The 24,150-nt window shown below is 72.7% G+C and carries 19 protein-coding genes; 7 read left to right on the top strand and 12 right to left on the bottom strand.

Going from position 1 to position 24,150, the window contains the following annotated elements; translation table 11 throughout:
- Window positions 1-5: 5 nt before the first annotated feature.
- From AC0ZLC_RS32875 to AC0ZLC_RS32885, 3 genes are all read right to left on the bottom strand, one after another.
- Window positions 6-1,451, bottom strand: a complete 1,446-nt coding sequence (locus AC0ZLC_RS32875) for an aldehyde dehydrogenase family protein (RefSeq protein ID WP_476755592.1) — start codon at window positions 1,449-1,451, stop codon at window positions 6-8.
- A 517-nt stretch (window positions 1,452-1,968) separates the two neighbouring features.
- Window positions 1,969-3,672, bottom strand: a complete 1,704-nt coding sequence (locus AC0ZLC_RS32880) for a PucR family transcriptional regulator (RefSeq protein ID WP_476755593.1) — start codon at window positions 3,670-3,672, stop codon at window positions 1,969-1,971.
- A gap of 117 nt (window positions 3,673-3,789) precedes the next feature.
- Window positions 3,790-5,946 carry an ATP-binding protein gene (locus AC0ZLC_RS32885; protein ID WP_476755594.1) on the bottom strand — a complete coding sequence of 719 codons (2,157 nt, stop codon included), beginning with the start codon at window positions 5,944-5,946 and terminating at the stop codon, window positions 3,790-3,792.
- Window positions 5,947-6,281: 335 nt separating this feature from the next.
- On the opposite strand from AC0ZLC_RS32885, the gene gabT reads away from it, so the two are divergent.
- Entirely contained in the window at window positions 6,282-7,616 is a 1,335-nt protein-coding gene (gabT, locus tag AC0ZLC_RS32890; RefSeq protein WP_476755595.1) for a 4-aminobutyrate--2-oxoglutarate transaminase, read from the top strand.
- Window positions 7,617-7,785: 169 nt separating this feature from the next.
- Window positions 7,786-8,637 carry a phosphatase PAP2 family protein gene (locus AC0ZLC_RS32895; protein WP_476755596.1) on the top strand — a complete coding sequence of 284 codons (852 nt, stop codon included), beginning with the start codon at window positions 7,786-7,788 and terminating at the stop codon, window positions 8,635-8,637.
- On the opposite strand, the gene AC0ZLC_RS32900 is transcribed toward AC0ZLC_RS32895, so the two are convergent.
- The 8 genes from AC0ZLC_RS32900 to AC0ZLC_RS32935 form a co-directional block, all read right to left on the bottom strand.
- Window positions 8,576-10,399, bottom strand: a complete 1,824-nt coding sequence (locus AC0ZLC_RS32900; RefSeq protein WP_476755597.1) for a chitinase — start codon at window positions 10,397-10,399, stop codon at window positions 8,576-8,578. The genes AC0ZLC_RS32895 and AC0ZLC_RS32900 overlap by 62 nt on opposite strands.
- A 108-nt stretch (window positions 10,400-10,507) precedes the next feature.
- The gene (locus AC0ZLC_RS32905; RefSeq protein WP_476755598.1) at window positions 10,508-10,960 is read right to left on the bottom strand and encodes a bifunctional DNA primase/polymerase; all 453 of its coding nucleotides are present in this window, start codon (window positions 10,958-10,960) and stop codon (window positions 10,508-10,510) included.
- 128 nt (window positions 10,961-11,088) lie between these two features.
- Window positions 11,089-12,507: an NAD(P)/FAD-dependent oxidoreductase gene (locus tag AC0ZLC_RS32910; protein WP_476755599.1), complete on the bottom strand. Its 1,419-nt coding sequence runs from the start codon at window positions 12,505-12,507 to the stop codon at window positions 11,089-11,091.
- Window positions 12,508-12,534: 27 nt separating this feature from the next.
- On the bottom strand, window positions 12,535-13,335 hold the full coding sequence (locus AC0ZLC_RS32915; protein WP_476755600.1) for an ABC transporter permease: 801 nt from the start codon (window positions 13,333-13,335) through the stop codon (window positions 12,535-12,537).
- Entirely contained in the window at window positions 13,336-14,262 is a 927-nt protein-coding gene (locus tag AC0ZLC_RS32920) for an ABC transporter permease (protein WP_476755601.1), read from the bottom strand.
- On the bottom strand, window positions 14,262-15,413 hold the full coding sequence (locus tag AC0ZLC_RS32925; RefSeq protein ID WP_476755614.1) for an ABC transporter ATP-binding protein: 1,152 nt from the start codon (window positions 15,411-15,413) through the stop codon (window positions 14,262-14,264). Before AC0ZLC_RS32925 ends, AC0ZLC_RS32920 begins: the two co-directional genes overlap by 1 nt.
- A gap of 5 nt (window positions 15,414-15,418) precedes the next feature.
- The gene (locus AC0ZLC_RS32930) at window positions 15,419-16,666 is read right to left on the bottom strand and encodes a polyamine ABC transporter substrate-binding protein (protein ID WP_476755602.1); all 1,248 of its coding nucleotides are present in this window, start codon (window positions 16,664-16,666) and stop codon (window positions 15,419-15,421) included.
- Between the two features lie 52 nt (window positions 16,667-16,718).
- Window positions 16,719-18,239 (bottom strand): gamma-aminobutyraldehyde dehydrogenase, encoded by a 1,521-nt coding sequence (locus AC0ZLC_RS32935; protein ID WP_476755603.1) that lies wholly within the window; start codon window positions 18,237-18,239, stop codon window positions 16,719-16,721.
- A 207-nt stretch (window positions 18,240-18,446) separates the two neighbouring features.
- Between AC0ZLC_RS32935 and AC0ZLC_RS32940 the strand changes: the two genes are divergently transcribed.
- On the top strand, window positions 18,447-19,049 hold the full coding sequence (locus AC0ZLC_RS32940; RefSeq protein WP_476755604.1) for an NADAR family protein: 603 nt from the start codon (window positions 18,447-18,449) through the stop codon (window positions 19,047-19,049).
- Between the two features lie 34 nt (window positions 19,050-19,083).
- On the opposite strand, the gene AC0ZLC_RS32945 is transcribed toward AC0ZLC_RS32940, so the two are convergent.
- The gene (locus tag AC0ZLC_RS32945) at window positions 19,084-20,043 is read right to left on the bottom strand and encodes a DUF4190 domain-containing protein (RefSeq protein ID WP_476755605.1); all 960 of its coding nucleotides are present in this window, start codon (window positions 20,041-20,043) and stop codon (window positions 19,084-19,086) included.
- 31 nt (window positions 20,044-20,074) lie between these two features.
- Between AC0ZLC_RS32945 and AC0ZLC_RS32950 the strand changes: the two genes are divergently transcribed.
- From AC0ZLC_RS32950 to AC0ZLC_RS32965, 4 genes are all read left to right on the top strand, one after another.
- Window positions 20,075-21,247 carry an adenosine deaminase gene (locus tag AC0ZLC_RS32950; RefSeq protein WP_476755606.1) on the top strand — a complete coding sequence of 391 codons (1,173 nt, stop codon included), beginning with the start codon at window positions 20,075-20,077 and terminating at the stop codon, window positions 21,245-21,247.
- A 133-nt stretch (window positions 21,248-21,380) separates the two neighbouring features.
- Entirely contained in the window at window positions 21,381-22,079 is a 699-nt protein-coding gene (locus AC0ZLC_RS32955) for a glycerophosphodiester phosphodiesterase (protein WP_476755607.1), read from the top strand.
- A gap of 298 nt (window positions 22,080-22,377) precedes the next feature.
- The gene (locus AC0ZLC_RS32960) at window positions 22,378-23,547 is read left to right on the top strand and encodes a serine hydrolase domain-containing protein (RefSeq protein ID WP_476755608.1); all 1,170 of its coding nucleotides are present in this window, start codon (window positions 22,378-22,380) and stop codon (window positions 23,545-23,547) included.
- A gap of 86 nt (window positions 23,548-23,633) precedes the next feature.
- Window positions 23,634-24,101, top strand: a complete 468-nt coding sequence (locus AC0ZLC_RS32965; RefSeq protein ID WP_476755609.1) for an SRPBCC family protein — start codon at window positions 23,634-23,636, stop codon at window positions 24,099-24,101.
- Window positions 24,102-24,150 lie beyond the last annotated feature (49 nt).

Raw genomic sequence — 24,150 nt, forward strand, 5'->3', positions numbered from 1 at the left:
CGGTCCTACAGCGCGAGGCCCGTCAGGACCAGCACGCGCTCGTACGTGTAGTCGTCCATCGCGTACCGCACACCCTCGCGGCCGACGCCGGACTGCTTCACGCCGCCGTACGGCATCTGGTCGGCACGGTAGGAGGGCACGTCGCCGACCACGACTCCGCCGACCTCCAGCGCCCGGTGGGCGCGGAAGGCGGTCTGCAGGTCGTGCGTGAACACCCCGGCCTGCAGGCCGTACTTGGAGTTGTTGACGGCGGCGAAGGCCTCGGCCTCGCCGGTCACCTTCTGCACGGTGAGGACCGGTCCGAAGACCTCTTCGCAGGACAGGGTCGCGTCCGCCGGGACGTCGGCGAGGACGGTCGGCGCGTACGAGGCGCCGTCCCGCTTGCCGCCCGTGAGCAGCGTGGCTCCGGAGGCGACGGCCTCGTCGACCCAGGACTCGACGCGACGGGCCGCGTCCTCGCTGACCAGCGGCCCGACGTCGGTCAGGGCGTCCGACGGGTCACCGGTGACCTGGGCCTCGACGGCGGCGACGATCCGCGGCAGCAGCCGCTCGTACACCGAGGCGTCGGCGATCACGCGCTGCACCGAGATGCAGGACTGGCCGCCCTGGTAGTTGGAGAAGGTGGCGATACGGGTCGCCGCCCAGTCCAGGTCCTCGTCACTCGCGAAGTCGGCGAGCACCACGGCCGCGCCGTTGCCGCCGAGCTCCAGCGTGCAGTGCTTGCGCGGCACCGAGTCCATGATCGCGTAACCGACCTTCTCGGACCCGGTGAAGGAGATGACGGGCAGCCGCTCGTCCTGCACCAGCGCGGGCATCCGGTCGTTGGCGACCGGCAGGATGCTCCACGAGCCGGCGGGCAGCTCGGTCTCGGCGAGCAGGTCGCCGATGATCAGGCCGGACAGCGGGGTCGCGGGCGCGGGCTTCAGGATGATCGGGGCGCCGGCCGCGATGGCCGGGGCGACCTTGTGCGCGCACAGGTTGAGCGGGAAGTTGAACGGCGCGATGCCGAGGACGACACCCTTGGGGAAGCGGCGGGTCAGTGCGAGCCGGCCCTGGCCGCCGGCGTCGGTGTCGAGCCGCTGGGCCTCGCCGCCGTTGAAGCGGCGGGCCTCCTCGGCCGCGAACCGGAACACGGACACCGCGCGGCCGACCTCGCCGCGGGCCCACTTGATCGGCTTGCCGTTCTCGGCGGAGATGAGCTGCGCGATCTCCTCGGTGCGCTCCACGAGGCGCCTGCTCACGTGGTCGAGGGCGGCGGCGCGTACGTGGGCGGGGGTCGCGGCGAACTCGTCGCGCACGGCGTACGCGGCGGCGACGGCCTCCTCGACCTGGGCCTCGGTCGGCACGCTGACCTTCCCCACCAGCTGCCCGTCCCAGGGCGACGTGACGTCGAAGGTGGTCTCGCCGGTGGCCTGGCGGCCGGCGAGCCAGAAGGCGTGGGTGGAAGTCATAGTCGAGTCCCGGCCCTTCCGAGGTTGGTGTGTCCGTGTCTTACGGCCCCCACGGTAGGGCCGGAACCCCACGGTTCCGCTTGTCCACCCCGGAGCACTGCCCCCGCCCCCCACTCCGCTACGGCCAACGCCGTCCGGCACCCGGACCGCAACCGGCGCCACTTGCCCCGCCCTCCCCCAGCGGCACGCATGCCGGAGTGGCCCGGCGCCCGCAGGTACCGCACAGGTACGACCCGCACCCGCCCTCCCACCGGAGGGGCCGTGCCGTGGCGGCGCCTGCCCGCAGCGCAACAGGCACGACCCGCACCCGCGCTCGGACAGAAGGGGCCGTGCCGGTACATCAGATGCCCGTTGCAGGTCGGGCAGGAACACGCCACCCCCGTCACCAAGCCGCCCGCCCGACATGCAACGGGCGGATGTACCGGCGCGGCCCCGACCCACCCACCCACCGGAGCATGGGCGACCCACCCACCGACCCTCCGCAGCCGAGGCGCCCGACGTGAGCCCGCCCCCCGCCCTACTCCCCCACCGCCGTCGCCTTCAGCGCCAGCCACAGCTCCATCCGGACGTCCGGATCGTCCAGCGAGCGCCCCAGGATCTCCTCGACCCGCCGCATGCGGTACCGCAGCGTGTGCCGGTGCACCCCCAGGTCGGCGGCGGCCGCGTCCCACTGACCGTGCCGCGACAGCCACGCCCGCAGGGACGCCACCAGGTCCCCCCGCCCGGTCGCGTCGTGCTCGCGCAGCGCCCGCAGCAGCCCGTCCGCGAACGCCCGCACCGCGTCGTCCGCGAGCAGCGGCACCACGGACCCCGCGGCCACCTCCTCGTGCTCGACGAGGGAACGCCCCCGCCGCCGGGCCACGGACAGGGCCTGCTCGGCCTGCTTGTAGGCCGCCCGCGCGGCGATCGGCCCGGCCGGCGCCGACAGCCCCACGACCAGTTCCCCCTCGTCCCGCACGGGCTGCTCCCGCCCCGCGGCCCGCGCGGCCTCCAGCACCTCGGCGTACTCCTGGCAGGCCGCCACCGCGGAGCCCCCGTCCGCCGCGAGCACCACCAGCCGCTCCCCGTCGGGCACGACCAGCACGGACTCCCCGGACCGCGCGGCGGCGGACTCGACGACCTCGGCGAGCCCACCCAGCGGGTCGCCCTGGGGGTCGGGCAGCGCGGCCTTGGCGGCCGACGCCTTCGCGGCGCCGAGCCCGCGGCCGGGCTCGGGCCCGTGCTTGTGCTCCCGCCCGTGCCCGCGCCCGTCGGCATGCGCCCGCCCCGCCGACGCGGACGCCGACTCGGCGAGGATCAGCCGGAAGGGCGCGTCGAGAAGCTCCCCGTACAGGTCCCCGGCGACGGCCCGCGCGTGGTCGGACTCCCCGGCGAGGAGCATCCGCAGGACGGCCGCCCCGATCCGCTGCTCGGCCGCGTGCAGCGACCGGGACCGTTCGGTGGTGAGGGTGAGCAGGGCGATCGCGGAGTGGACGGCGTACCGCTCGGCGGTGCCGAGGGCGGCGGCCGTCCCGACGGCGAGCGCGGCGCGGGCCCGCCGCCCGGTACCGAGGGAGTGCAGCTCGATCCGGTCCTCGCCGTCAGGTCCGCCGACGACGGAACTCGCCGGCGCGGCCCGCTCCCGCAGCCGCTCGACGTCGGCGGTGATGCGCGCGGCCCGGCGCCCGGCCCACTCGGGCGCGGCGGCGACGACGGCACCGGACGCGTCGTACAGCGCGGCCCACCCGTCGACCTGCCCCGCGAGCGCGGCGAGCAGCTTCTCGGGGCCGTCGTGCAGCGCCTTCTTGGTCAGCTCGCGCTGGGCGGCGAACCCGGCGGTGACGGCGCGGTACTGGTCGGCGGCGATCGCGGCGGAGACGGCCTTGCTGATGGCGAGGAACGGCGTGCGGCGGGGCACCTCCAGGAGCGGGAGGCCCTCCTGCTCGGCGGCGTCGACGAGGGCCCCGGGGATCTCCTCGTAGTTGACCCCGACGGCGAAGCCGAGGCCGACGACTCCCGCCGCGGCCAGCCGCTTCACGTACCGCCGCATGGCGTCGGGATCCTCGGCGTCCAGTTTGAGCGCGGTGATCAGCAGCAGCTCCCCGCCCTCCATGTACGGCACGGGGTCGGCGAGCTCGCTGACGTGCGCCCAGCGGACGGGCACGTCCAGGCGTCCCTCGCCCGCCCGCACGGTCAGCTTGAGCGCGGAGTGGTGGACGAGGGAGGCGAGCGTGGGGGGCATGGGACCTTCAGGTCTGAGGCGGACGCGCGAGCGGTCGACCGGGTGATCTTTTGGCCGCTTCGTACGAAGGGCCTACGCCGATTCTGCCTCACCGTAGGGGTGTCCCGCGCTCTCGTTTCAGCCGCGCAGATCCACCAGCAGCGGCGGCGCGTGCTCGCCCTTCACGCTGGTGAGGGAGAGCACCGCGTGCCCCGGGGGCACCCCGTGCGCCAGTTCGGACGCCGACCACCGCTCCCGCTCGACCTGGCGCACGGTGACGGCGCGTGCGGTCGGCGCGTTCCCGGTGATCACCCGGCGCAGCATGTGGACGGCCTTCCCGGCCGGGGTCTCGGCGATGATCTGCCGGTCGGTGACGTCCCGGGTCTCGGTCCACTCCTTGCCCCAGACCTCGGCGAAGTCCTGGCCGTCCCAGGGGGTGAGTCCGGAGAGCGCCATCCGGCAGCCGATCGCGCCGAGCAGCGGACTGCGCAGCGCCCGGGGCACGTCGTCGAGGGTGCGCAGGGTCAGGACGGTGCCCGCGTTGGCGGAGCGCAGCCGCTGGATGCCGCGGACGGCTTCCGGGGTGACGACGCCGGTGGCGTCGTCGAGCACGAGGCAGGCGAACAGGGAGCGGTCCTCGCGCACGGCGACGCTGGCGGTGAACTGGGCCAGTACGAGCCGCGCGAGGATCCGCGAGGCGTCGGCGTGCCCGCGCTGCGGCAGGTCGATGCGCACCCGGACGGGGTGGTCGAGGGCGCGGAGTGAGAAGGGCCGGGACTGCCCCGAGGTGTCGAAGAACCCGGCGAAGGCGGGCCGGTCGAGCAGTGCGACACGGTCGGCCAGGACGCCGCCCACGTCTCCGGGGTGCCCCATCTGCCGCTCGCGGGCGTCGAGTTCGCGCAGCAGCGAGGCCTGTCCGGCGTCCTCGAGGCCGCTGCGCAGCGCGGCGAGCGGGCCGGGTGAGCCGTCGAGGAGCTGCCGCAGTTCCGGTACGGAGGGGAAGCGGCCGTGGACGGCGCGGTACGGGCCGAGGAGCTGGGCGAGGACGGTGGTGGACCGCCGGCTGTCGCCGGAGGGGTGCGGGTCGGCGAGGTCGCCGACGAGCGCCTCGGCGAGGACGGCGGCGGCCTCGTCGGGGTCGGTGGTCCCGCCGTAGAGGTCGAGGTCGTAGACGGACTCGGGGTTGCCGACCCGCACGACGACGTCGTACGCGTCGGCGGCTCCGAGCCCGGCGCCGGCCGCGCCGACCACCACGACGGCGGCCCGTCCGGCGAGCGCGTGCAGGCACAGCGACTCGGCGAGCGGCCAGACGACACCGCCGGTCTTGCCCGAGCCGGCGGGGCCGACGGCGAGCAGTGAGGTGCCGAGGAGGTCGGGTCCGAGGGCTAGGCCGGTGGCACGGTAGGCGTAGGGGTTGCGGGGGTCGTCGGCGGTGGCGCCGAGCCGTACCTGCCCGGTGAGCAGGTCGTGCCGGGCGTGCCGGCCGGGCAGGTCGCGGTCGCCGGAGGGGTGCAGGCAGGCGGCGGAGCCGTCCTTGAGCACGGCTGCGGTGAAGGTGGCGAGGCTGTGGCGGCCGTTCTGCACGCCCTGCCAGGCGCGGGCGATGCGGGCGTGGTCGACGTCCCGCATGAGGCCGGCGCGGGCCTCGGCGGCGAGCCGGTCGGCGGCGTCCGCGGCCCCGGCGGCGCGGAGCCGGTTCCACTGGGCGGGGTCGTCCTCGGGGGCGGGCGGCCGTTCGTTCGCGGGTGCCGTGCGGCGCCAGGCGGGCAGTCCGTAGCGTCGCCACACCTCACTCCAGCGGCCGAGCCGCCCGACGCCGATCATGATCGCCAGGGCGACGGCGGCGTAGTAGGCGTAGACGACCACGACGGCCCCGAAGCTGTGGGGCTCGGCCCAGGAGTCCGGAATCATCGCGTACAGCGGGAGCAGCCACCAGCCGCCGAGGTAGCCGTTCCACAGCAGCGACCAGATCAGCCAGCCGACGAGGAAGGCGATCAGCGCGCCGCTGAGGAGCTGTCGGGCCGGCACGGCCTCGGGCTCCTCCTCCGGCCGCGGCCGGTGCCCGAACCGCCACACGCCCGGCGCGGCCTCGGGACGCGACGTCCGCAGCCACGCCAGGAAGTCGGACCCGTCCGGCAGTGGCGGCAGGCCCGGCGCGCGGGCGGGCCGGGGTGGTGCCGCGGGGGCGGGCGGCCGCGCCGGGGGCGGGGTCGCGGGCACCGCGGGTGGCCCCGCCGGGCGCGGCACCGGACCGGCGTGCGTGCCCCGTGCGTCCTGCGTGCCGTCGCCGTCCATCGCCCTTGCCCCCTGACCAGCCGCTCCGTGCCCCGTACGCGGGTCAATCTAGTGCCCCTGCGCGGGGAGTTCACCGCTTACGCGGCCGGAGCCGAAAGGACTTGGCCGAGCGGGCCGTCGGGCCTGACCGGGCGGACCGCCAGGGCCCGACCGGGCGGACCGTCGGCACTGCTATGTCCACGGCGGACAAGGGAATCCCCCGACACCGCCCACATGGAGCATGCCGAGCCCCCTGCCCCGGCCCTAGCCTGCGAAGAAGCGTCCGAAAACACCCCCGCCCGGAAACCCCCGGCTCGCCGGAACCCCCGGTTCGCAAGATCTTCAGGGAGCCCCTCATGACCGCACTTCCGCAGGAGCGCCGCGTCGTCACCGCCATCCCCGGCCCGAAGTCGCAGGAGCTGCAGGCCCGCCGTACCGCCGCGGTCGCGGCCGGTGTGGGCTCGGTGCTGCCGGTCTTCACCACGCGCGCCGGCGGCGGGATCATCGAGGACGTCGACGGCAACCGCCTGATCGACTTCGGTTCCGGCATCGCGGTCACCTCCGTCGGCGCGTCCGCCGAGGCCGTCGTGCGCCGGGCCTCCGCCCAGCTCCAGGACTTCACCCACACCTGTTTCATGGTCACGCCGTACGAGGGGTACGTCGCCGTCGCCGAGGCGCTGGCGGAGCTGACCCCGGGCGACCACGCCAAGAAGTCGGCGCTGTTCAACTCGGGTGCCGAGGCCGTCGAGAACGCGGTCAAGATCGCGCGTGCGTACACCAGGCGCCAGGCCGTCGTCGTCTTCGACCACGGCTACCACGGCCGCACCAACCTGACGATGGCGCTGACCGCCAAGAACATGCCGTACAAGCACGGCTTCGGCCCGTTCGCGCCCGAGGTCTACCGCGTGCCGGTGGCGTACGGCTACCGCTGGCTGACCGGCCCCGAGAACGCCGGTGCCGAGGCGTCCGCCCAGGCCATCGACATGATCAACAAGCAGATCGGCGCCGAGAACGTCGCCGCGATCATCATCGAGCCGGTGCTCGGCGAGGGCGGCTTCATCGAGCCCGCGAAGGGCTTCCTGCCGGCCATCAGCAAGTTCGCCAAGGACAACGGCATCGTGTTCGTGGCGGACGAGATCCAGTCCGGCTTCTGCCGCACCGGCCAGTGGTTCGCCTGCGAGGACGAGGGCATCGTCCCGGACCTGATCACCACCGCCAAGGGCATCGCGGGCGGCCTGCCGCTGGCCGCCGTCACCGGCCGCGCCGAGATCATGGACGCCGCGCACGCGGGCGGTCTGGGCGGCACCTACGGCGGCAACCCGGTCGCCTGCGCGGGCGCGCTCGGCGCGATCGAGACGATGAAGGAGCTCGACCTCAACGCGCGGGCGAAGAACATCGAGGCCGTCATGAAGGCCCGGCTGGGCGCGATGGCCGAGAAGTTCGACATCATCGGCGACGTCCGCGGGCGTGGCGGCATGATCGCCATCGAGCTGGTGCAGGACCGCGGCACCAAGGAGCCGAACCCGGCGGCCACGGCGGCGCTCGCCAGGGCCTGCCACCAGGAGGGCCTGCTGGTCCTGACCTGTGGCACCTACGGCAACGTCCTCCGCTTCCTGCCCCCGCTGGTCATCGGCGAGGACCTCCTGAACGAGGGCCTCGACATCATCGAGCAGGCCTTCGCCCGCATCTGAGATCCCGCCCGCCCCGGCCCCCGGGGCGGACCTGCCCCCGCCCCGGATTCCGGTTCGGTTCCGGGCGGGGGCGCCGGGGGTCGGAGCGTGTGAAGAACGTGTGCGAGGTGGATGGCGGGACGCGCATGTGGCTGTCGGAGCCACATCCGCTGTCGTAGGTTTGGCCCAGATGAGAGATACACCCCGCCCACAGGGGACTGTGGGCGACGCCGGGTCGGGGCCTCCCCAGCTTCGCCCTGGTCGTGCCCTCGCGCACACACCCGGAGCTTTTGGCTCCACTCCTCACCGATCGGACGGCCGCCCGCCCCAAACCCCCCGGGGCGCGCGGCATCCCGATCCGGACGGCCACCCCGGAACCACCCCCCCTGTTCCGGGGTGGCCGACCTTCCTCCTCGGCCTTCCGGCCCTCCTTCTCGCGCTGATCACCTGGCAGGTCGCGGCCCACGGCCCCCTCGCCCGCGCGGACGAACGCCTCAGCGACGCCGTCGTCCACCCGAACCGCTGGTTCGAACTCCTCGCCGACCTCGGCAACATCACGGTCGCCGTCCCGGTCCTGGTCGTCGCCCTCGTCCTCGCGGCCCACTGTTCCCGCCGGGCCGGCGCCGACCGCTGGTGGCTGCCGTCCGTCGCTGCCGCCGTCCTGATGGCCGCCGTGCCGGCCGTGATCGTGCCGCTGAAGGAACTGATCGCCCGCCCGGGCCCACCGGTCATGGGCCCGGGCACGGGCTTCTTCCCCTCGGGCCACACGGCGACCGCCGCCGTGGCGTACGGCGCCGCGACCCTGCTCCTCCTCCCACGGCTGCCCTCCGCGGCGGCCCGCCGCACCCTGGTCGCCGGCTGCCTCGCCCTGAACCTGGCGGTGGCCACCGGCCTGGTCGCCCGCGGCTACCACTGGCCCCTGGACGTCCTGGCGAGCTGGTGCCTGAGCGCGCTGCTGCTGACGGGGCCGGCGATGTTCCTCAGCCGAAGTACGCGTCGAAGTTCCGCGAGAACTCCCAGCCGCCGAACCGGTCCCAGTTGACCGACCACGTCATCAGGCCGCGAAGCGCCGGCCAGGTGCCGTGAGGGGTGTACGAGCCGCAGTCGGTCTTCTTCGTCAGGCAGTCGAGGGTCTTGGTGACCTCGGCCGGGGAGACGTGGCCGTTGCCCGCGTTCGTGGTCGCCGGCATGCCGATCGCGATCTGGTCGGGGCGCAGCGGCGGGAAGACGTTGTTCGGGTCGCCCGCGACCGTGAAGCCGGTCAGCAGCATGTCGGTCATCGCGATGTGGAAGTCCGCGCCGCCCATGGAGTGGTACTGGTTGTCCAGACCCATGATCGAGCCCGAGTTGTAGTCCTGGACGTGCAGCAGCGTGAGGTCGTCGCGCAGGGCGTGGATGACCGGGAGGTAGGCGCCGGCGCGCGGGTCCTGGCCGCCCCATTTGCCCGTGCCGTAGTACTGGTGACCGAGCTGGACGAAGAAGGTCTCGGGCGCCATCGTCAGGACGAACCCGGAGCCGTACCTGGCCTTGAGGGTCCTGACCGCCGAGACGAGGTTGACGACCACGGGTGTCGTCGGGTTCCTGAAGTCCGTGTCGTTCGCGTTCAGGGAGAGGGAGTGGCCCTCGAAGTCGATGTCCAGGCCGTCGAGACCGTACTCGTCGATGATCTTCGACACCGAGGAGACGAAGGTGTCGCGGGCGGCGGTCGTGGTGAGCTGCACCTGGCCGTTCTGGCCGCCGATGGAGATCAGGACCTTCTTGCCCGCCGCCTGCTTGGCTTTGATGGCGGCCTTGAACTCGGCGTCGCTCTCCACGTTCGGGCATTCGGTGACGGGGCAGCGGGTGAAGCGGATGTCGCCGGAGGTGGTGGAGGTCGGTTCGCCGAAGGCGAGGTCGATGACGTCCCAGCTGTCGGGGACGTCGGCCATGCGGGTGTAGCCGGCCCCGTTGGCGAAGCTCGCGTGGAGGTAGCCGACCAGGGCGTGGGCGGGGAGGCCGGGGGCCCCGCCGCCGGAGCCCGGGGAGGTCGTCGCGGTGACGGCCGCCGACTTCGCCGACTCGCCCGCGTCGTTCACGGCCGCCACCTGGAAGCTGTACGCGGTGGCGGGTGAGAGACCGGCCACCGTGACCGAAGTGCCGCTCACCGTCTGGGCCTTCACCCCGTCGCGGTAGACCGCGTACCCGGTCGCGCCGGGGACCGCGGACCAGGACAGGGCGACGCTGCCCGCGGTCACGGTGCCGGTCTTCAGGCCGGTGGGCGGGGCCGGCGGCTGCCCGGCGTCGACGCCCGGCCCGACCAGGGAGATGTCGTCTGCGTGGTAGGCGCCGGTGCCGTACCAGCCGTGCGTGTAGAGGGTGACCCTGGTGGTGGAGGGTCCGGTGCGGAAGGTGGTGGTGAGCTGCTGCCAGTCGGTCGCGGACTGCGTCCAGGCGGAGACGTCGGTGGTGCCCGTGCCGTTCGCGCCGAGGTAGACGTAGTTGCCGCGGACGTGACCCGTGAGGGTGTACTGCGCGCCCGGCTTCACGGTGACCGTCTGGGAGCACTGCGCGTAGTCGCTGCCCGCCGGGGTCGCCTTCAGGGCCGAGGTGCCGCTGCGCACGGGTGAGGTGACGGTACCGCCCGCCGTGCAGGTCCAGTTGTCCAGACCCGCCTCGAACCCGCCGTTCCTGACGAGGTCCGCGTCGGCCGCACGGGCGGTCGACGAGAGGGCGGTGAGGCCGGGGACGGCCAGGACGGTGGCCGTGCACACGGCGAGAAGTCCGCGTCGGCGCACGAATGGTCTGTTGGGTCCGGTGGAGTCCACGAGTGCCTCCGGGCAGGGGGAGTTGGAGGGTGAAGCGCGCCCAACTTGGTCCAGACCAATTCCGTTGTCAAGACCTTCGACGCGATCCCGGCCGGTCCGGCTCCGCGGTCAGGGCCCCTCCCCGCTCGCCGGACCCGCCGCCGCCTCGTGCATGGCCAGTTCCAGGAGCGCCGGATCGGTGAGGGTGCCCGAGCCGTCCGGCGGGACCAGCCAGCGCACCCCGCCGGCCGGCCTCCCCGGGTACGGCACCACGATCCAGGTGCCGCGGCCCGCTGTGCGCACCCCCGTACCGAGCCAGCGCTGCGCGGTGCCCGCGGGGACGAAGAACCCCGTCCGGGCGTCCCGGAGGTCGACGAGCACGGGACCCGGCCGGCCGGTCACCCGGGTCAGCACGTCGAGCGTGGGACGGCCCAGCCCGGCCGGCAGGATCAGTACGTCCCACACCCTGCCCGCCGGCAGCAGCGCGACTGCGTTCAGGCTGCGCTCCCACTCCCAGCGGCATGCCTCGGGGTCCGGTGCTGCGGATGCCAGCCACTCGACCGCCGCCCTGGCGCCTGTCATGGCGAGACCTCCCTCTCTCGTGTCGACGCCGTCGCGTCACGGGAGAGAGGGAGGTCCGGGCCGGGCATTACGCGGGTTCCCGCTCCCTGTCGCCGGCGAACCGGGTCACCAGGGGGACGTCCGCTCGGTCAGCTGTCGAAACCGAGACCCAGCCTGTCCATCGCCTTCAGCCAGAGATTGCGCCGCCCGCCCCGCGCGTCCGCCCGCGCGAGGGACCACTTGGTGAGGGCGATGCCGGTCCAGGCGAAGGGTTCCGGAGGGAAGGGCAGCGGCTTCCTGCGCACCATCTCCAGCTCGGTGCGCTCGGTGCGCTCCCCCGCCAGCAGGTCGAGCATGACGTCCGCGCCGAAGCGGGTGGCGCCGACGCCGAGCCCCGTGTAGCCCGCCGCGTACGCCACCCGGCCCTGGTGCGCGGTGCCGAAGAAGGCGGAGAAGCGCGAGCAGGTGTCGATCGCGCCGCCCCACGCGTGGGTGAAGCGGACGCCCTGCAGCTGCGGGAAGCAGGTGAAGAAGTGTCCGGCGAGCTTCGCGTACGTCTCCGGGCGGTCGTCGTACTCGGCGCGCACCCGGCCGCCGTACGGGTAGATCGCGTCGTAACCGCCCCACAGGACGCGGTTGTCGGCGGAGAGGCGGAAGTAGTGGAACTGGTTGGCCGAGTCCCCGAGGCCCTGGCGGTTCTTCCAGCCGACGGAGGCCAGCTGGTCGGCCGTCAGCGGCTCGGTCATCAGCGCGTAGTCGTAGACCGGGACGGTGTACGCGCGTACGCGCTTGACCAGGTTCGGGAAGATGTTGGTGCCGAGGGCGACCCGGCGGGCCCGGACGGAGCCGTAGGGGGTGCGTACGGCCATGCCGGCGCCGTACGGCTTCAGGGCGAGGGCGGGGGTGTGCTCGTAGATGCGGACGCCCAGCTCGCGGCAGGCGCGCTTGAGGCCCCAGGCGAGCTTCGCGGGGTGGAGCATGGCGACCCCGCGACGGTCGTGCAGACCCGCGAGGAAGGTCGGTGAGTCGACTTGTTCCCGTACGGCGTCGGCGTCCAGGTACTCGAGGCCGTCCGCGAGGCCCTCGCGCCGCAACTCCTCGTACCACTCACGCAGTTCGGCCGCCTGGTACGGCTCGGTGGCGACGTCGATCTCGCCGGAGCGCTCGAAGTCGCAGTCGATGGAGTAGCGGGCGACGGCCGCCTCGATCTCGTCGAGGTTGCGGGCGCCCAGCTCCTCCAGCTTCCTGATCTCGTCCGGCCACCGGGTGAGGCCGTTCGACAGGCCGTGGGTCAGGGACGCGGCACAGAAGCCGCCGTTGCGGCCGGAGGCGGCCCAGCCCACCTCGCGGCCCTCCAGCAGGACCACCTCGCGCCGCGGGTCGCGCTCCTTGGCGAGGAGCGCGGTCCACAGTCCGCTGTAACCGCCGCCGACGACGAGCAGGTCGCAGGTCTCGGCGCCGGTGAGGGCGGGCTCGGGGCGGGGTCTGCCCGGGTCGTCCAGCCAGAAGGACACCGGCCGGGCGTCGGAGAGAGACGTCGTCCAACGGGTCATGGCGCCTGGGGCCATGATTTCAACTCCCTACGAGAATTGCTCTTACGCCTTCTGCCGGTTGCGGCGGTTGCCGATCACCATGCCGGCCAGGACGAGAAGTACGGCGACGACGAACATGGCCGTACCGATGACGTTGATCTGCACGGGTGTTCCGCGCTGTGCCGATCCCCAGACGAACATGGGGAAGGTGACGGTGGAGCCCGCGTTGAAGTTGGTGATGATGAAATCGTCGAAGGAGAGCGCGAAGGCCAGCAGCGCGCCCGCCGCGATCCCGGGCGCCGCGATGGGCAGCGTGACCCGCACGAAGGTCTGCACGGGACCGGCGTACAGGTCCTGGGCCGCCTGCTCCAGACGCGGATCCATCGACATCACGCGCGCCTTGACGGCGGTGACGACGAAGCTGAGGCAGAACATGATGTGGGCGATCAGGATCGTCCAGAAGCCCAGCTGCGCGCCCATGTTGAGGAACAGCGTGAGCAGCGAGGCGGCCATCACCACCTCGGGCATCGCCATCGGCAGGAAGATCAGCGAGTTCACCGAGCCGCGCGCCCGGAAGCGGTAGCGGACCAGGGCGAAGGCGATCATCGTGCCGAGGGCGGTGGCCCCGAGCGTCGCCCAGAACGCGATCTGCAGGCTGAGGGAGAGCGAGCCGCACATGTCGGCGACCCCGCACGGATCGCGCCAGGCGTCCGTGGAGAAGGACTGCCACTCGTAATTGAAGCGGCCCTTCGGCTTGTTGAAGGAGAACACCGTGACGACGACGTTCGGCAGCAGCAGATAGCCGAGCGTCAGCAGTCCGGCGATGACGACGAGATGGTGCTTGAACCAGCGTACGAGAGCCATTTAGACCAGATCCTCCGTCCCGGACCTGCGGATGTAGAGCGTGACCATGATGAGGATCGCGGCCATGAGGAGGAACGAGAGCGCCGCGGCCGTCGGATAGTCGAGGATCCGCAGGAACTGCGTCTGGATCACATTGCCGACCATGCGGGTGTCCGTGGAGCCGAGCAGGTCGGCGTTCACGTAGTCGCCGCTCGCGGGGATGAACGTCAGCAGGGTGCCCGAGACGACCCCCGGCATCGACAGCGGGAACGTCACCTTGCGGAAGGTGGTGACGGGCCTGGCGTACAGGTCGCCGGCGGCCTCGTGCAGCCGCCCGTCGATCCGCTCCAGCGAGGTGTACAGCGGCAGGATCATGAACGGCAGGAAGTTGTACGTGAGTCCGCAGATCACGGCGAGCGGGGTCGCCAGCACCCGGTCGCCCGAGGTCATGCCGAGCCAGCTGGTGACGTCCAGGACGTGCAGCGAGTTGAGCGCGCCGACGACCGGGCCGCCGTCCGCGAGGATCGTCTTCCAGGCGAGCGTGCGGATCAGGAAGCTGGTGAAGAACGGCGCGATCACCAGGATCAGGACGACGTTGCGCCAGCGGCCCGCGCGGAACGCGATGAGGTACGCGAGCGGATAGCCGAGGATCAGGCACAGCACCGTGGCGGAGCCCGCGTACAGCACGGAGCGCAGGAACTGGGGCCAGTAGTCCGCCAGCGCGTCCCAGTAGGTCGCGAAGTGCCAGGTGACCCGGTAGCCGTCCTCCAGGGATCCCGTCTGCACGGACGTGGAGGCCTGGTAGACCATCGGCAGCGCGAAGAAGACCACCAGCCACAGGATGCCGGGCAGCAGCAGCCAGTACGGGGTGAGCCGGCCGCGCCTGCGGGGCGGCTTCTTCGCCGGGGCGGGTGCGAGAGGCGGTGGCGCCTCGGTGAGCGTCGACATCAGGCGGCCTCCTCCTCGACCGTCTCGACGCCCGCGTCGATGTCCTGCGCCGCGTCCAGACCGAAGGTGTGCTCCGGGCTCCAGTGCAGGACGACGTCGGCGCCTGGCGCGAGCCGGGAGTCACGGTCGATGTTCTGGGCGTACACCTCGAAGCCGGGGCAGACCGCGCTGTCGACGACGTACTGGGTGGAGACGCCGATGAAGCTGGAGTGGGCGATCCTGCCGGTGATCCGGTTGCGGCCGGCCGGGATGAGCCCGGCGTCGTCGGCGTGCGTGAGCGAGATCTTCTCGGGACGGACGCCGGCCAGCACCCTGCCCCCGGCCGCGGTGGGCGCCGAACATCGCGTGGCGGGCAGCAGGAGCTTGCCGCCCCCGGCCTTGAGGACGATCTCGTCGCCGGTGCGGGTGTCCACCTCGGCCTCGATGAAGTTGGAGGTGCCGAGGAAGTTGGCGACGAACGTGGTGTTCGGGTTCTCGTAGAGGTCGGCGGGCGAGCCCAGCTGCTCGACGCGGCCCGCGTTCATCACGGCGACCGTGTCGGCCATGGTCATGGCCTCCTCCTGGTCGTGCGTGACGTGGACGAACGTGATGCCCACCTCGGTCTGGATGCGCTTCAGCTCCAGCTGCATCTGGCGGCGCAGCTTGAGGTCGAGGGCGCCGAGCGGCTCGTCGAGGAGCAGCACCTTGGGGTGGTTGATCAGGGCGCGGGCCACGGCGACGCGCTGCTGCTGGCCGCCCGAGAGCTGGTGGGGTTTCTTGCGGGCCTGCTCGCCGAGCTGGACCAGCTCCAGCATGTCCTCGACCTGCTTCTTCACCGACTTGATGCCGCGCCGGCGCAGGCCGAAGGCGACGTTCTCGAAGATGTCGAGGTGCGGGAAGAGCGCGTACGACTGGAAGACGGTGTTCACCGGCCGCTTGTACGGCGGCAGGTTCGTCACGTCCTGGTCGCCGAGGGCGACGGTGCCCGAACTGGGCTCCTCCAGGCCGGCGATCATCCGAAGGGTGGTGGTCTTGCCGCAGCCCGAGGCTCCGAGAAGCGCGAAGAACGAGCCCTGCGGGACGGTCAGGTCGAGCGGGTGGACGGCCGTGAAGGAGCCGTAGGTCTTGCTGATGCCGGAGAGGCGGACGTCGCCGCTGCTGTCAGTCTTCATCATCGTCACGCCCCTGTGAGCTTCGCGAACTTCTCTTCGTAGGCCGTCTCTTCCTTCGGGCTCAGTGAGCGGAAGGGGTGGGACCTGGCGGCCATGGCCTTGTCGGGAATGATCAGCGGGTTGTCCGCCGCGTCCTGGTCGATCTTCGCGAGCTCTTCCTTCACGCCGTCGACGGGACACACGTAGTTGATGTACGCCGCGAGTTCGGCGGCCGGCTTCGGCTCGAAGTAGTAGTCCATCAGCCGCTCGGCGTTCGTCTTGTGACGTGCCTTGTTGGGGATCAGCATGTTGTCCGTGGACGTGATGTAGCCGCTGTCCGGGATGATGAAGCCGATGTCCGGGCTGTCCGCCTTGAGCTGGACGACGTCGCCCGCCCAGGCGACGCAGGCCGCGAGGTCGCCCTTGGTGAGGTCGGACGTGTAGTCGTTGCCGGTGAAGCGGCGGATCTGGCCCTTGTCGACCGCCTTCTGGAGCCGGGCGATCGCCGCGTCGAAGTCGTCGTCGGTGAATTTCGCCGGGTCCTTGCCCATGTCCAGCAGCGTCATGCCGACGCTGTCGCGCATCTCCGAGAGGAAGCCGACGCGCCCCTTGAGCCTGGGGTTGTCGAGCATGTCGGAGATCGACTCGACCTTCTCGCCGTCGAGGGCCTTCTTGTTGTAGGCGATGACGGTGGAGATGCCCTGCCAGGGATAGGAGTAGGCGCGGCCGGGGTCCCAGTCCGGGTTGCGGAACTGCTGGGAGAGGTTCGCGTAGGCGTGCGGCAGGTTGGCGGCGTCCAGTTTCTGGACCCAGCCGAAGCGGATCAGGCGGGCCGCGAGCCAGTCGGTGACGACGATGATGTCGCGGCCGGTGTCCTGGCCCGCCGCGAGCTGCGGTTTGATCTTGCCGAAGAACTCGACGTTGTCGTTGATGTCCTCGGTGTACTTGACCCTGACGCCGGTCCGCTCGGTGAACGCGTCGAGCGTGGGGTGGTGCTTCTCGCTCTCGTCCACGTCCATGTACTCGGTCCAGTTGGAGAAATTGATCGTCTTCTCCTTGGCCGAGTGGTCCTCGGCGGAGACGCCGCCCTGGGTCGTGCCGGCCGCGGGGATACCGCAGCCGCTCAGCGCTCCGAGGCCGCCGGCGGCGAGTGCACCGCCAGCGGAGGCCCGCAGCAGCGAGCGCCGGGTGAGGGACGCCCTGCCGTTCGCGAGGCTGCGGCGAAAGGCGGCCAGCTGGGCCGGGGACGGACGGTCGGGCTCGTACTGCTCCATGCTCCTGGTGCCCTTTCGGAGGAAGCGGCCGTGGTCGCGCGGCCTGTTCTGGCTATCGGTCCCCGAAGATCGTGCGGTGCCAGTCCTTCCTGGCGACCGCGGTGTTGTCGAACATGACGTGCTTGACCTGCGTGTACTCCTCGAAGGAGTAGGCGGACATGTCCTTGCCGAAGCCGGACGCCTTGTATCCGCCGTGCGGCATCTCGCTGATGATCGGGATGTGGTCGTTGACCCACACGCACCCGGCCTTGATCTCCCGGGTGGCACGGTTCGCCCGGTAGACGTCCCGGCTCCAGGCGGAGGCGGCGAGGCCGTACGGCGTGTCGTTGGCGAGCCGGATCCCCTCGTCGTCGCTGTCGAAGGGGAGCACGACGAGGACGGGGCCGAAGATCTCGGCCTGCACGATCTCGCTGTCCTGGGCGGCGTCGGCGACGAGCGTGGGCCGGTAGTACGCGCCCTCCTTCAGCTCCTCGGGGATCTCCCCGCCGGTGACCACGCGCGCGGAGGAGCGGGCCCGGTCGACGAACGCGGCGACCCGGTCGCGCTGCGCGTGGGAGATCAGCGGGCCGAGGTCGGTGTCCGGCGCGAAGGGATCGCCGACGCGGACGCTCGCCATGAGCGCGGCGGTCCGCGCGACGAACTCGTCGTGGAGGGGCCTTTGCACGTACGCGCGCGTGGCGGCCGTGCAGTCCTGCCCGGTGTTGATGAGGGCGCCCGCGACGGCTCCGTGCACGGCGGCCTCCAGGTCCGCGTCGTCGAAGACCAGGAAGGGTGCCTTGCCGCCCAGCTCCAGATGGAGCCGCTTGACGGTGGAGGTGGCGATCTCCGCGACACGCCTGCCGACGGCGGTGGACCCGGTGAAGGAGGTCATGGCGACGTCGGGGTGGGCGACGAGGTGCTCGCCCGCGTCCTTGCCCGCGCCGGTGACGATGTTGACGACGCCGTCGGGGATGCCGGCCGCGGTGGCCGCCTCGGCGAACAGGAGCGAGGTGAGCGGGGTGAGCTCGGCGGGCTTGAGGACGACCGTGTTGCCCGCGGCGATCGCCGGGAGGATCTTCCAGGCGGCCATCTGGAGGGGGTAGTTCCAGGGCGCGATGGAGCCGACGACTCCGATGGGTTCACGGCGTACGTACGAGGTGTGGTCCCCGGAGTACTCGCCAGCGGACTGGCCCTGCAGATGCCGGGCCGCACCGGCGAAGAACGCGGTGTTGTCGATGGTTCCGGGGACGTCGAACTGGCGGGTGAGCTTGAGCGGCTTGCCGCACTGCAGCGACTCCGCCTGGGCGAACTCCTCGGCCCGTTCGGCGAGCACGGCGGCGAAGCGGTGCAGTGCGTCGGAGCGCTCGCCGGGGGTCGCGCCGGCCCAGCCGGGGAAGGCGGCGCGGGCGGCCGCGACGGCGGCGTCCACGTCGGCGGCTCCCGCCAGCTCGTACGTGTAGACCTCGTCGCCGGTGGCGGGGTCCACGACCGTGTGGGTGCGGCCCGAGGTGCCCTTGGTCAGCCGGCCCGCGATGTACTGCGCGCCGTCCGCGAAGCGGTCCTGCGCCTGGAAGCGTTGGCCCGGATTGTGCATGTCGCTCTCCTCCGCCGCCCTCCCCGTCCCACGGGGGTCGGCGTAGCTCCAGCTCGATTTGAGTGCCGATCCTGACAGAGCGGGGTGACCTCAACAAGTGATTCCGTTGTTGCCTTTTGGTTACGCGACGGAATCTGTCGACCAGGTGTCGAGTCCACCCGGAAAAGCCGGGACGGAGTGTCAGTGGTGCGTGCCAGACTCGCGTGCATGGGGACGATCGATTCTCGGGAAACCCTGGTCAGGGAGGTCCGCGCGGGGGCGCGGATCAGGTACCTGCTGTTCTGGGGACACCGGCCGCGGCCCGACGGCCGGGCCGGTGCGAGCTGTCTGAGTCAGTGGTGGCCGTCTCCGTTCACCGTGGACGATGTCGAGTATGCGACGGCGGAGCACTGGATGATGGCGGCCAAGGCGCGCCTCTTCGGCGACCCGGAGGCGGAGCGGCAGGCGATCGACGCGCCGAATCCCGCGCTCGCCAAGAAGGCGGGCCGGCTGGTGCGCGGTTTCGACGCCGCGCTCTGGGAGCGCGAGCGCTTCCGGATCGTGGCCGAGGGCAGCGTCCACAAGTTCGCCGCGCACCCGGACCTGCGGGGATTCCTGCTGAACACCGGCGACCGGGTGCTCGTCGAGGCCAGTCCCGTGGACCGCATCTGGGGCATCGGGCTCGCGGCCGACGACGAGCGCGCGCTGGACCCCGAGCGGTGGCGCGGTCCGAACCTGCTGGGGTTCGCGCTGATGGAGGCGCGGAAGAGGCTCAGAGCCCCGGGCGACGGCGCCCCGGCGGCCCTGGAAGCGGACCGGTCCCTCTCCTAGGTGCCGCCGGCGGAGCCGTCCGGGCGGCGCTGTCCTAGCGGAGCCCCGCCACCACCAGGGACGTCGAGTATCCGTCGTCGCTCCCGAAGTAGGGGTCGTCGTCGCGGTCGTCGGGAAGGGCGAAGATCAGCACGGCGAAGCCGATGCCGAGCAGCAGGCCGACCGCGCCGCAGATGATGCCCGCCAGGGCCTGGCCCGGGTTCGTCGCCTCGCCCCGGCCCGCCTTGCGGCGGCCGATCACGCCGAAGACGACGGCGAGGATGCCCAGCAGGATGGCCAGCGGCCAGAGGCAGAAGAGCGCGGCCGCGATGATGCCGAGCACCAGCGAGGTGGTGCCCATTCCGTTGCTCGGCATCGGCGCCATGGCGGACCAGCCGTAGCCCGGGTTCCCGCCCGGGTAGGGGACGTGACCGCCGTGGACCGGCGGACCCGGGTACTGGGGGTAGCCGTACGGGGCCATGCCGGGGCCCTCGGGGGCCAGGGGCGGCGGCGGGACCGGCTCCCCGGGTGCCGGCCCGCCGAAGGAGCCGGGGCCGCCGGGCGGCGCGAAGGGGTGACGCGGTGGGGCGCCCGCCGAGGGCTGGGGGCCGCCGGGCGGGGCGTACGGGCCGGGGGCCGGGCCGGAGGCCGGCGGTGTGAAGGGGTTCGCCCACGGCCGGGAGGCCGCCGGTCCCCCGCCGGTTCCCGGGGAGCCCGCTCCGTGCGGCACCGGTCCGCCGACGGCCGGCATCGACGTCACGGTGGGCTGGTTGTGCACCGAGGGCGGCGCCGTGGTGCCTGGGCCCGGGGGCACCGCGTCCTCCGGCGGCGGAGCCCAGGGGTCCGGCTCGGGTACAGGGGCCTGCCCGGGTGCGGGGGTCTGCTTGTCCAGGGCGACCTTGGGCGCGGGAGGCGCGTCCTGCGGGCCGGCGCCCGGTCCGTGCCCCCGGAAGGCGGGCGCGTGCGGCCCGGCGGCGTGGTCCGGCGGTTCCGGCGTGCGGGCGTCGTCGGACATACGCGAGGTCCCCTCTGTTGTACGTTCCGTCATGCTACGGCCCGGGCCCCCGGCGTGCGGACGGCGGCCTACGATGATCCCCGAGTCACCGATCAGCCGATCACCCGCGTCCCCCTGCCACCCGAGGCGGGGCGCCGTTCCCGGGGAGGAACCCTTGACCGACCACCGCGACGCCCGCGACCCGCACGCCTTCATCGCCGGACTGCCCAAGGCCGAACTGCATGTGCACCACGTCGGTTCCGCCTCCCCCCGGATCGTCTCCACGCTGGCCGCCCGCCACCCCGACTCGAAGGTCCCGACCGACCCCGAGGCCCTCGCCGACTACTTCACGTTCACGGACTTCGCCCACTTCATCGAGGTGTACCTGTCCGTCGTCGACCTCGTGCGCACCCCGGAGGACGTCCGGCTGCTGACCTACGAGGTCGCCCGGGACATGGCCCGCCAGCAGGTGCGGTACGCCGAACTCACCCTCACCCCCTTCTCCTCCACCCGCCGCGGCATCGACGAGCTGGGCTTCATGGAGGCGATCGAGGACGCCCGCAAGGCGGCCGAGGCCGAGCTCGGCGTCGTCCTTCGCTGGTGCTTCGACATTCCCGGCGAGGCGGGCCTCGAAGCCGCCGCGGAGACGACACGGCTCGCCACCGACGACCGCGTACGGCCCGAGGGGCTCGTCTCCTTCGGCCTCGGCGGGCCCGAGATCGGCGTACCGCGGCCGCAGTTCAAGCCGTACTTCGACCGGGCGATCGCGGCCGGGCTGCACTCGGTGCCGCACGCCGGTGAGACGACGGGGCCGCAGACCGTCTGGGACGCGCTGAACGACCTCGGCGCCGAGCGCATCGGACACGGCACCAGCTCCGCCCGGGACCCGGAACTGCTCGCGCACCTCGCCGAGCACCGCATCGCCCTGGAGGTCTGCCCGACCTCGAACATCGCGACCCGCGCGGTCCGCACCCTCGACGAGCATCCCCTGAAGGACATGGTGAGCGCGGGCGTGCTGGTCACGATCAACTCCGACGACCCGCCGATGTTCGGCACCGACCTCAACAACGAGTACGCGGTCGCCGCCCGGCTGCTGGACCTCGACGAGCGGGGTCTCGCCGCCCTCGCCAAGAACGCCGTCGAGGCGTCCTTCCTCGATCCGGCCGGCAAGAAGCGGCTCGCCGAGGAGATCGACACGTACACCTCGGCGTGGCTGTCGTCCTGACGTACACCTCGGCGCGGCCGGCGTCCTGACGCCGACGCGCTCTTCGGGCGTGGACGACGACGGGCGCCGCCCGGCACCCGGCCGCCGCACCCCGATGAACGGCCGCGCGGTGGCGGGCCCGCACAATGGGCGCATGCGCACCGTGACTGCCGTCGCCCACCGCGGCGACCCCTACCGCGTCCGCGAGAACACGATCGGCTCCCTGCGTTCCGCGCTCCGCCGGGGCGCGGACGCGGTGGAGATCGACGTCCGTCTCACCCGCGACGGCGTGCCCGTCCTGCTGCACGACGAGACGCTCGGGCGGCTGTGGGAGCACGACCGTCCGCTGCGCTCGCTCTCCTCGGACGAGGTGCGCGGGCTGACGGCGGGCGGGGTGCCGACCCTCGTGGACGCGCTGGCCGCGACGGACGACGCCCGGCTCATGATCGACCTGCCCGGCGCGGACCGCGCGGCCGTACGCGAGGTCGTGGACGTCGTCCGCGCGTGCGGGGCCGAGGAGCGGGTGTACTACTGCGCGGGCGCCCCGGCCATGCTCGCGGTGCGCGAGGCCGACCCGGCCGCGGAGATCGCGCTGACCCGGACGACACTGGCACCGCCGCGGGCCGCCCTGCTCGAAGCGGTGCGTCCCCGGTGGCTCAACTACCGCTTCGGGCTGATCGACCGGGACCTGGTGGCGCGGGTGCACCGCAGCGGCTGCCTGCTGTCGGCGTGGACGCCCGACACCCGGCGCTCCATGCGGCGGCTGCTCGACCTCGGCGTCGACTCGATCACCACGAACCGCGTCGATGCACTGTGCGCCCTGCGCGGGGCGCGGGTACCGGTCGGCCCCTGACCGGGTGCCGTACGCGCTCGCTACTCGGGGGACACGAAAGGCCCGGGGCCCGGAGAGCCCCCCGGCTCCCCGGGCCTCCCGGTGCCCGACCGCCCGAGAGACCGTGATCCGCTTCCCCTCCGGGCGGCAACCCTAGGGGTGATCCCCGAGCAACCCCCGTGCCACGCACGCCAGTTGCTCGGGGGCGGTACCGGGACAGGGCCCTCCTCGCCGACGATCCGCGACGCGGCGTCCGGCCGCAGGATGATCTCACCGACCCCGACCGGTCGGCTCCGCGTCATCCATCCGAGGAGCAGTCTTGCCGCACGTCAGCGCCCGTACCCTCACCACCGTGGCCGCCGCGCTCGCCCTGGGGCTGACGGCGGGCCCCCTCGCCGCGCCCGCCCTCGCCGCGCCCGGCGCCCCCGCTGCGGTGCACGCCTCCGCCACCGGGCCGGACGCCGAGGCCCTGCGCGCGGCGCTCGCCGGGTTGCCGGGGACGGACGCGACGGCCGCGCTCGTACGCGTCGGCGGCTCCGACGGGAGCTGGCGCGGGAGCGCCGGCGTGCACGACCTGCGCGGCGACCGGAAGGCCGACCCGAACGCGCGCTTCCGCGCCGGCTCCACCACCAAGGTGGTGACCGCGGCGGTGGTGCTCCAGCTCGCCGCCGAGAACCGGGTCGACCTCATGGCGCCGGCAGAGGACTACCTCCCCGGCCTGCTGCCCGCCTCCTTCCAAGAGCCGGTCACCGTACGGCAGTTGCTCAACCACACCAGCGGCATCCGGGCCGGTGACGGTTTCGGGGACTCCTTCGAGGAGGCGTACGCGCACCGCTTCGACACGCTCACTCCGGAGGCGGTCGTGGCTTCGGCGGTCGCGAAGGGCCCGGAGTTCGGCCCGGGCGACGAGCAGCACTACCTGAACATCAACTACACGATCCTCGGGATGCTGGTCGAGAAGGTCACGGGCCACTCGTACGCGTCCGAGGCCACCCGGCGCGTGCTGCGGCCCGCGGGGATGCGCCACACGTACTTCCCCGGTACCGACCCCCGGATCCGCGGCCCGCACAACCGCGGCTACCAAACGGTCCGGGGGACGGACGGCACGACCCGGTTCGTGGACGTCACGGACTGGAACCAGGCCGACCGCCGGGCGGCGGGCGACATGATCTCGACGACGGCCGACCTGGAGCGCCTGATCACCCACCTCTTCCGGGGCGACCTGGTCCCCCGGCCGCAGCTCGAGGAGATGTTCACGGTCCCCGCGGACGTCGAGGGCGCCGACATGAGCGCCGGGCTCCAGCGCTTCGAGTACGAGGGCACGGTCTACTGGCTCAAGTCGGGCGCCCGTCACGGCTACAGCTCGCTGATCGCCGCCACCCGCGACCTCTCCCGCACGCTGGTCTACTCGGTCAACTCCACGGACGCGAAGGGCGAGGCGATGAATCCCGTCGCGGAACGGATCGGGCGGGCGGCGCTGAAGCGGTGAGCGGCCGCGGGTGACGCCCGGTGTTGTTCCCTCCGCCACGGCGGCCACGCCCCCGAGCCGGCGCCTGTCGGCTCTAGGATCGGGACATGCGCAGGACCGACCGGGTCACCCGGGTGATCGTGGCACCACCGTCCGCCGTGTACGCCGCACTCCTCGACCGGGAGTCGCTGGAGGCCTGGCTGCCGCCGGACGGCATGCGGGGGCGGATCGAGCGGTGGGACCCCCGGCCCGGGGGCGGCTTCCGGATGGTCCTCACCTATCTCGAGCCCGGCGCCGGCCAGGGCAAGACGTCCCGGGCGACGGATGTCGTCGACGTCGGATTCGCCGAGCTGGCGCCCCCGGAGCGGGTGGTGCAGCGGGTGGTGTTCGAGGCCGACGACCCGTCGTACGCGGGCACCATGACGATGACGTGGCACCTCGCCGCCACGGGTGACGGGACGGAGGTGACCGTCACCGCCGCGGACGTGCCGCCCGGCATCGACCGGTCGGACCACGAGGCCGGCATCCGCTCCTCGCTGGCCCATCTGGCGTCGTACGTCGAGACGGCCGGCTGACGCGACGGCTTTGGGCGGTCGCGGGCGGCCGGAGGTGGGCGGCCGGAGG

Source organism: Streptomyces sp. GLSS-08, assembly GCF_056387915.1.

Coding starts and splice junctions, on each gene's coding strand:
- AC0ZLC_RS32950 (WP_476755606.1), top strand. CDS start 20,075: ATGCTACGGCCCGGGCCCCCGGCGTGCGGACGGCGGCCTACGATGATC.
- gabT (WP_476755595.1), top strand. CDS start 6,282: ATGACCGCACTTCCGCAGGAGCGCCGCGTCGTCACCGCCATCCCCGGC.
- AC0ZLC_RS32925 (WP_476755614.1), bottom strand. CDS start 15,413: ATGAAGACTGACAGCAGCGGCGACGTCCGCCTCTCCGGCATCAGCAAG.
- AC0ZLC_RS32935 (WP_476755603.1), bottom strand. CDS start 18,239: ATGCACAATCCGGGCCAACGCTTCCAGGCGCAGGACCGCTTCGCGGAC.
- AC0ZLC_RS32920 (WP_476755601.1), bottom strand. CDS start 14,262: ATGTCGACGCTCACCGAGGCGCCACCGCCTCTCGCACCCGCCCCGGCG.
- AC0ZLC_RS32915 (WP_476755600.1), bottom strand. CDS start 13,335: ATGGCTCTCGTACGCTGGTTCAAGCACCATCTCGTCGTCATCGCCGGA.
- AC0ZLC_RS32895 (WP_476755596.1), top strand. CDS start 7,786: ATGAGAGATACACCCCGCCCACAGGGGACTGTGGGCGACGCCGGGTCG.
- AC0ZLC_RS32955 (WP_476755607.1), top strand. CDS start 21,381: ATGCGCACCGTGACTGCCGTCGCCCACCGCGGCGACCCCTACCGCGTC.
- AC0ZLC_RS32930 (WP_476755602.1), bottom strand. CDS start 16,666: ATGGAGCAGTACGAGCCCGACCGTCCGTCCCCGGCCCAGCTGGCCGCC.
- AC0ZLC_RS32940 (WP_476755604.1), top strand. CDS start 18,447: ATGGGGACGATCGATTCTCGGGAAACCCTGGTCAGGGAGGTCCGCGCG.
- AC0ZLC_RS32875 (WP_476755592.1), bottom strand. CDS start 1,451: ATGACTTCCACCCACGCCTTCTGGCTCGCCGGCCGCCAGGCCACCGGC.
- AC0ZLC_RS32910 (WP_476755599.1), bottom strand. CDS start 12,507: ATGGCCCCAGGCGCCATGACCCGTTGGACGACGTCTCTCTCCGACGCC.
- AC0ZLC_RS32880 (WP_476755593.1), bottom strand. CDS start 3,672: ATGCCCCCCACGCTCGCCTCCCTCGTCCACCACTCCGCGCTCAAGCTG.
- AC0ZLC_RS32945 (WP_476755605.1), bottom strand. CDS start 20,043: ATGTCCGACGACGCCCGCACGCCGGAACCGCCGGACCACGCCGCCGGG.
- AC0ZLC_RS32905 (WP_476755598.1), bottom strand. CDS start 10,960: ATGACAGGCGCCAGGGCGGCGGTCGAGTGGCTGGCATCCGCAGCACCG.
- AC0ZLC_RS32885 (WP_476755594.1), bottom strand. CDS start 5,946: ATGGACGGCGACGGCACGCAGGACGCACGGGGCACGCACGCCGGTCCG.
- AC0ZLC_RS32965 (WP_476755609.1), top strand. CDS start 23,634: ATGCGCAGGACCGACCGGGTCACCCGGGTGATCGTGGCACCACCGTCC.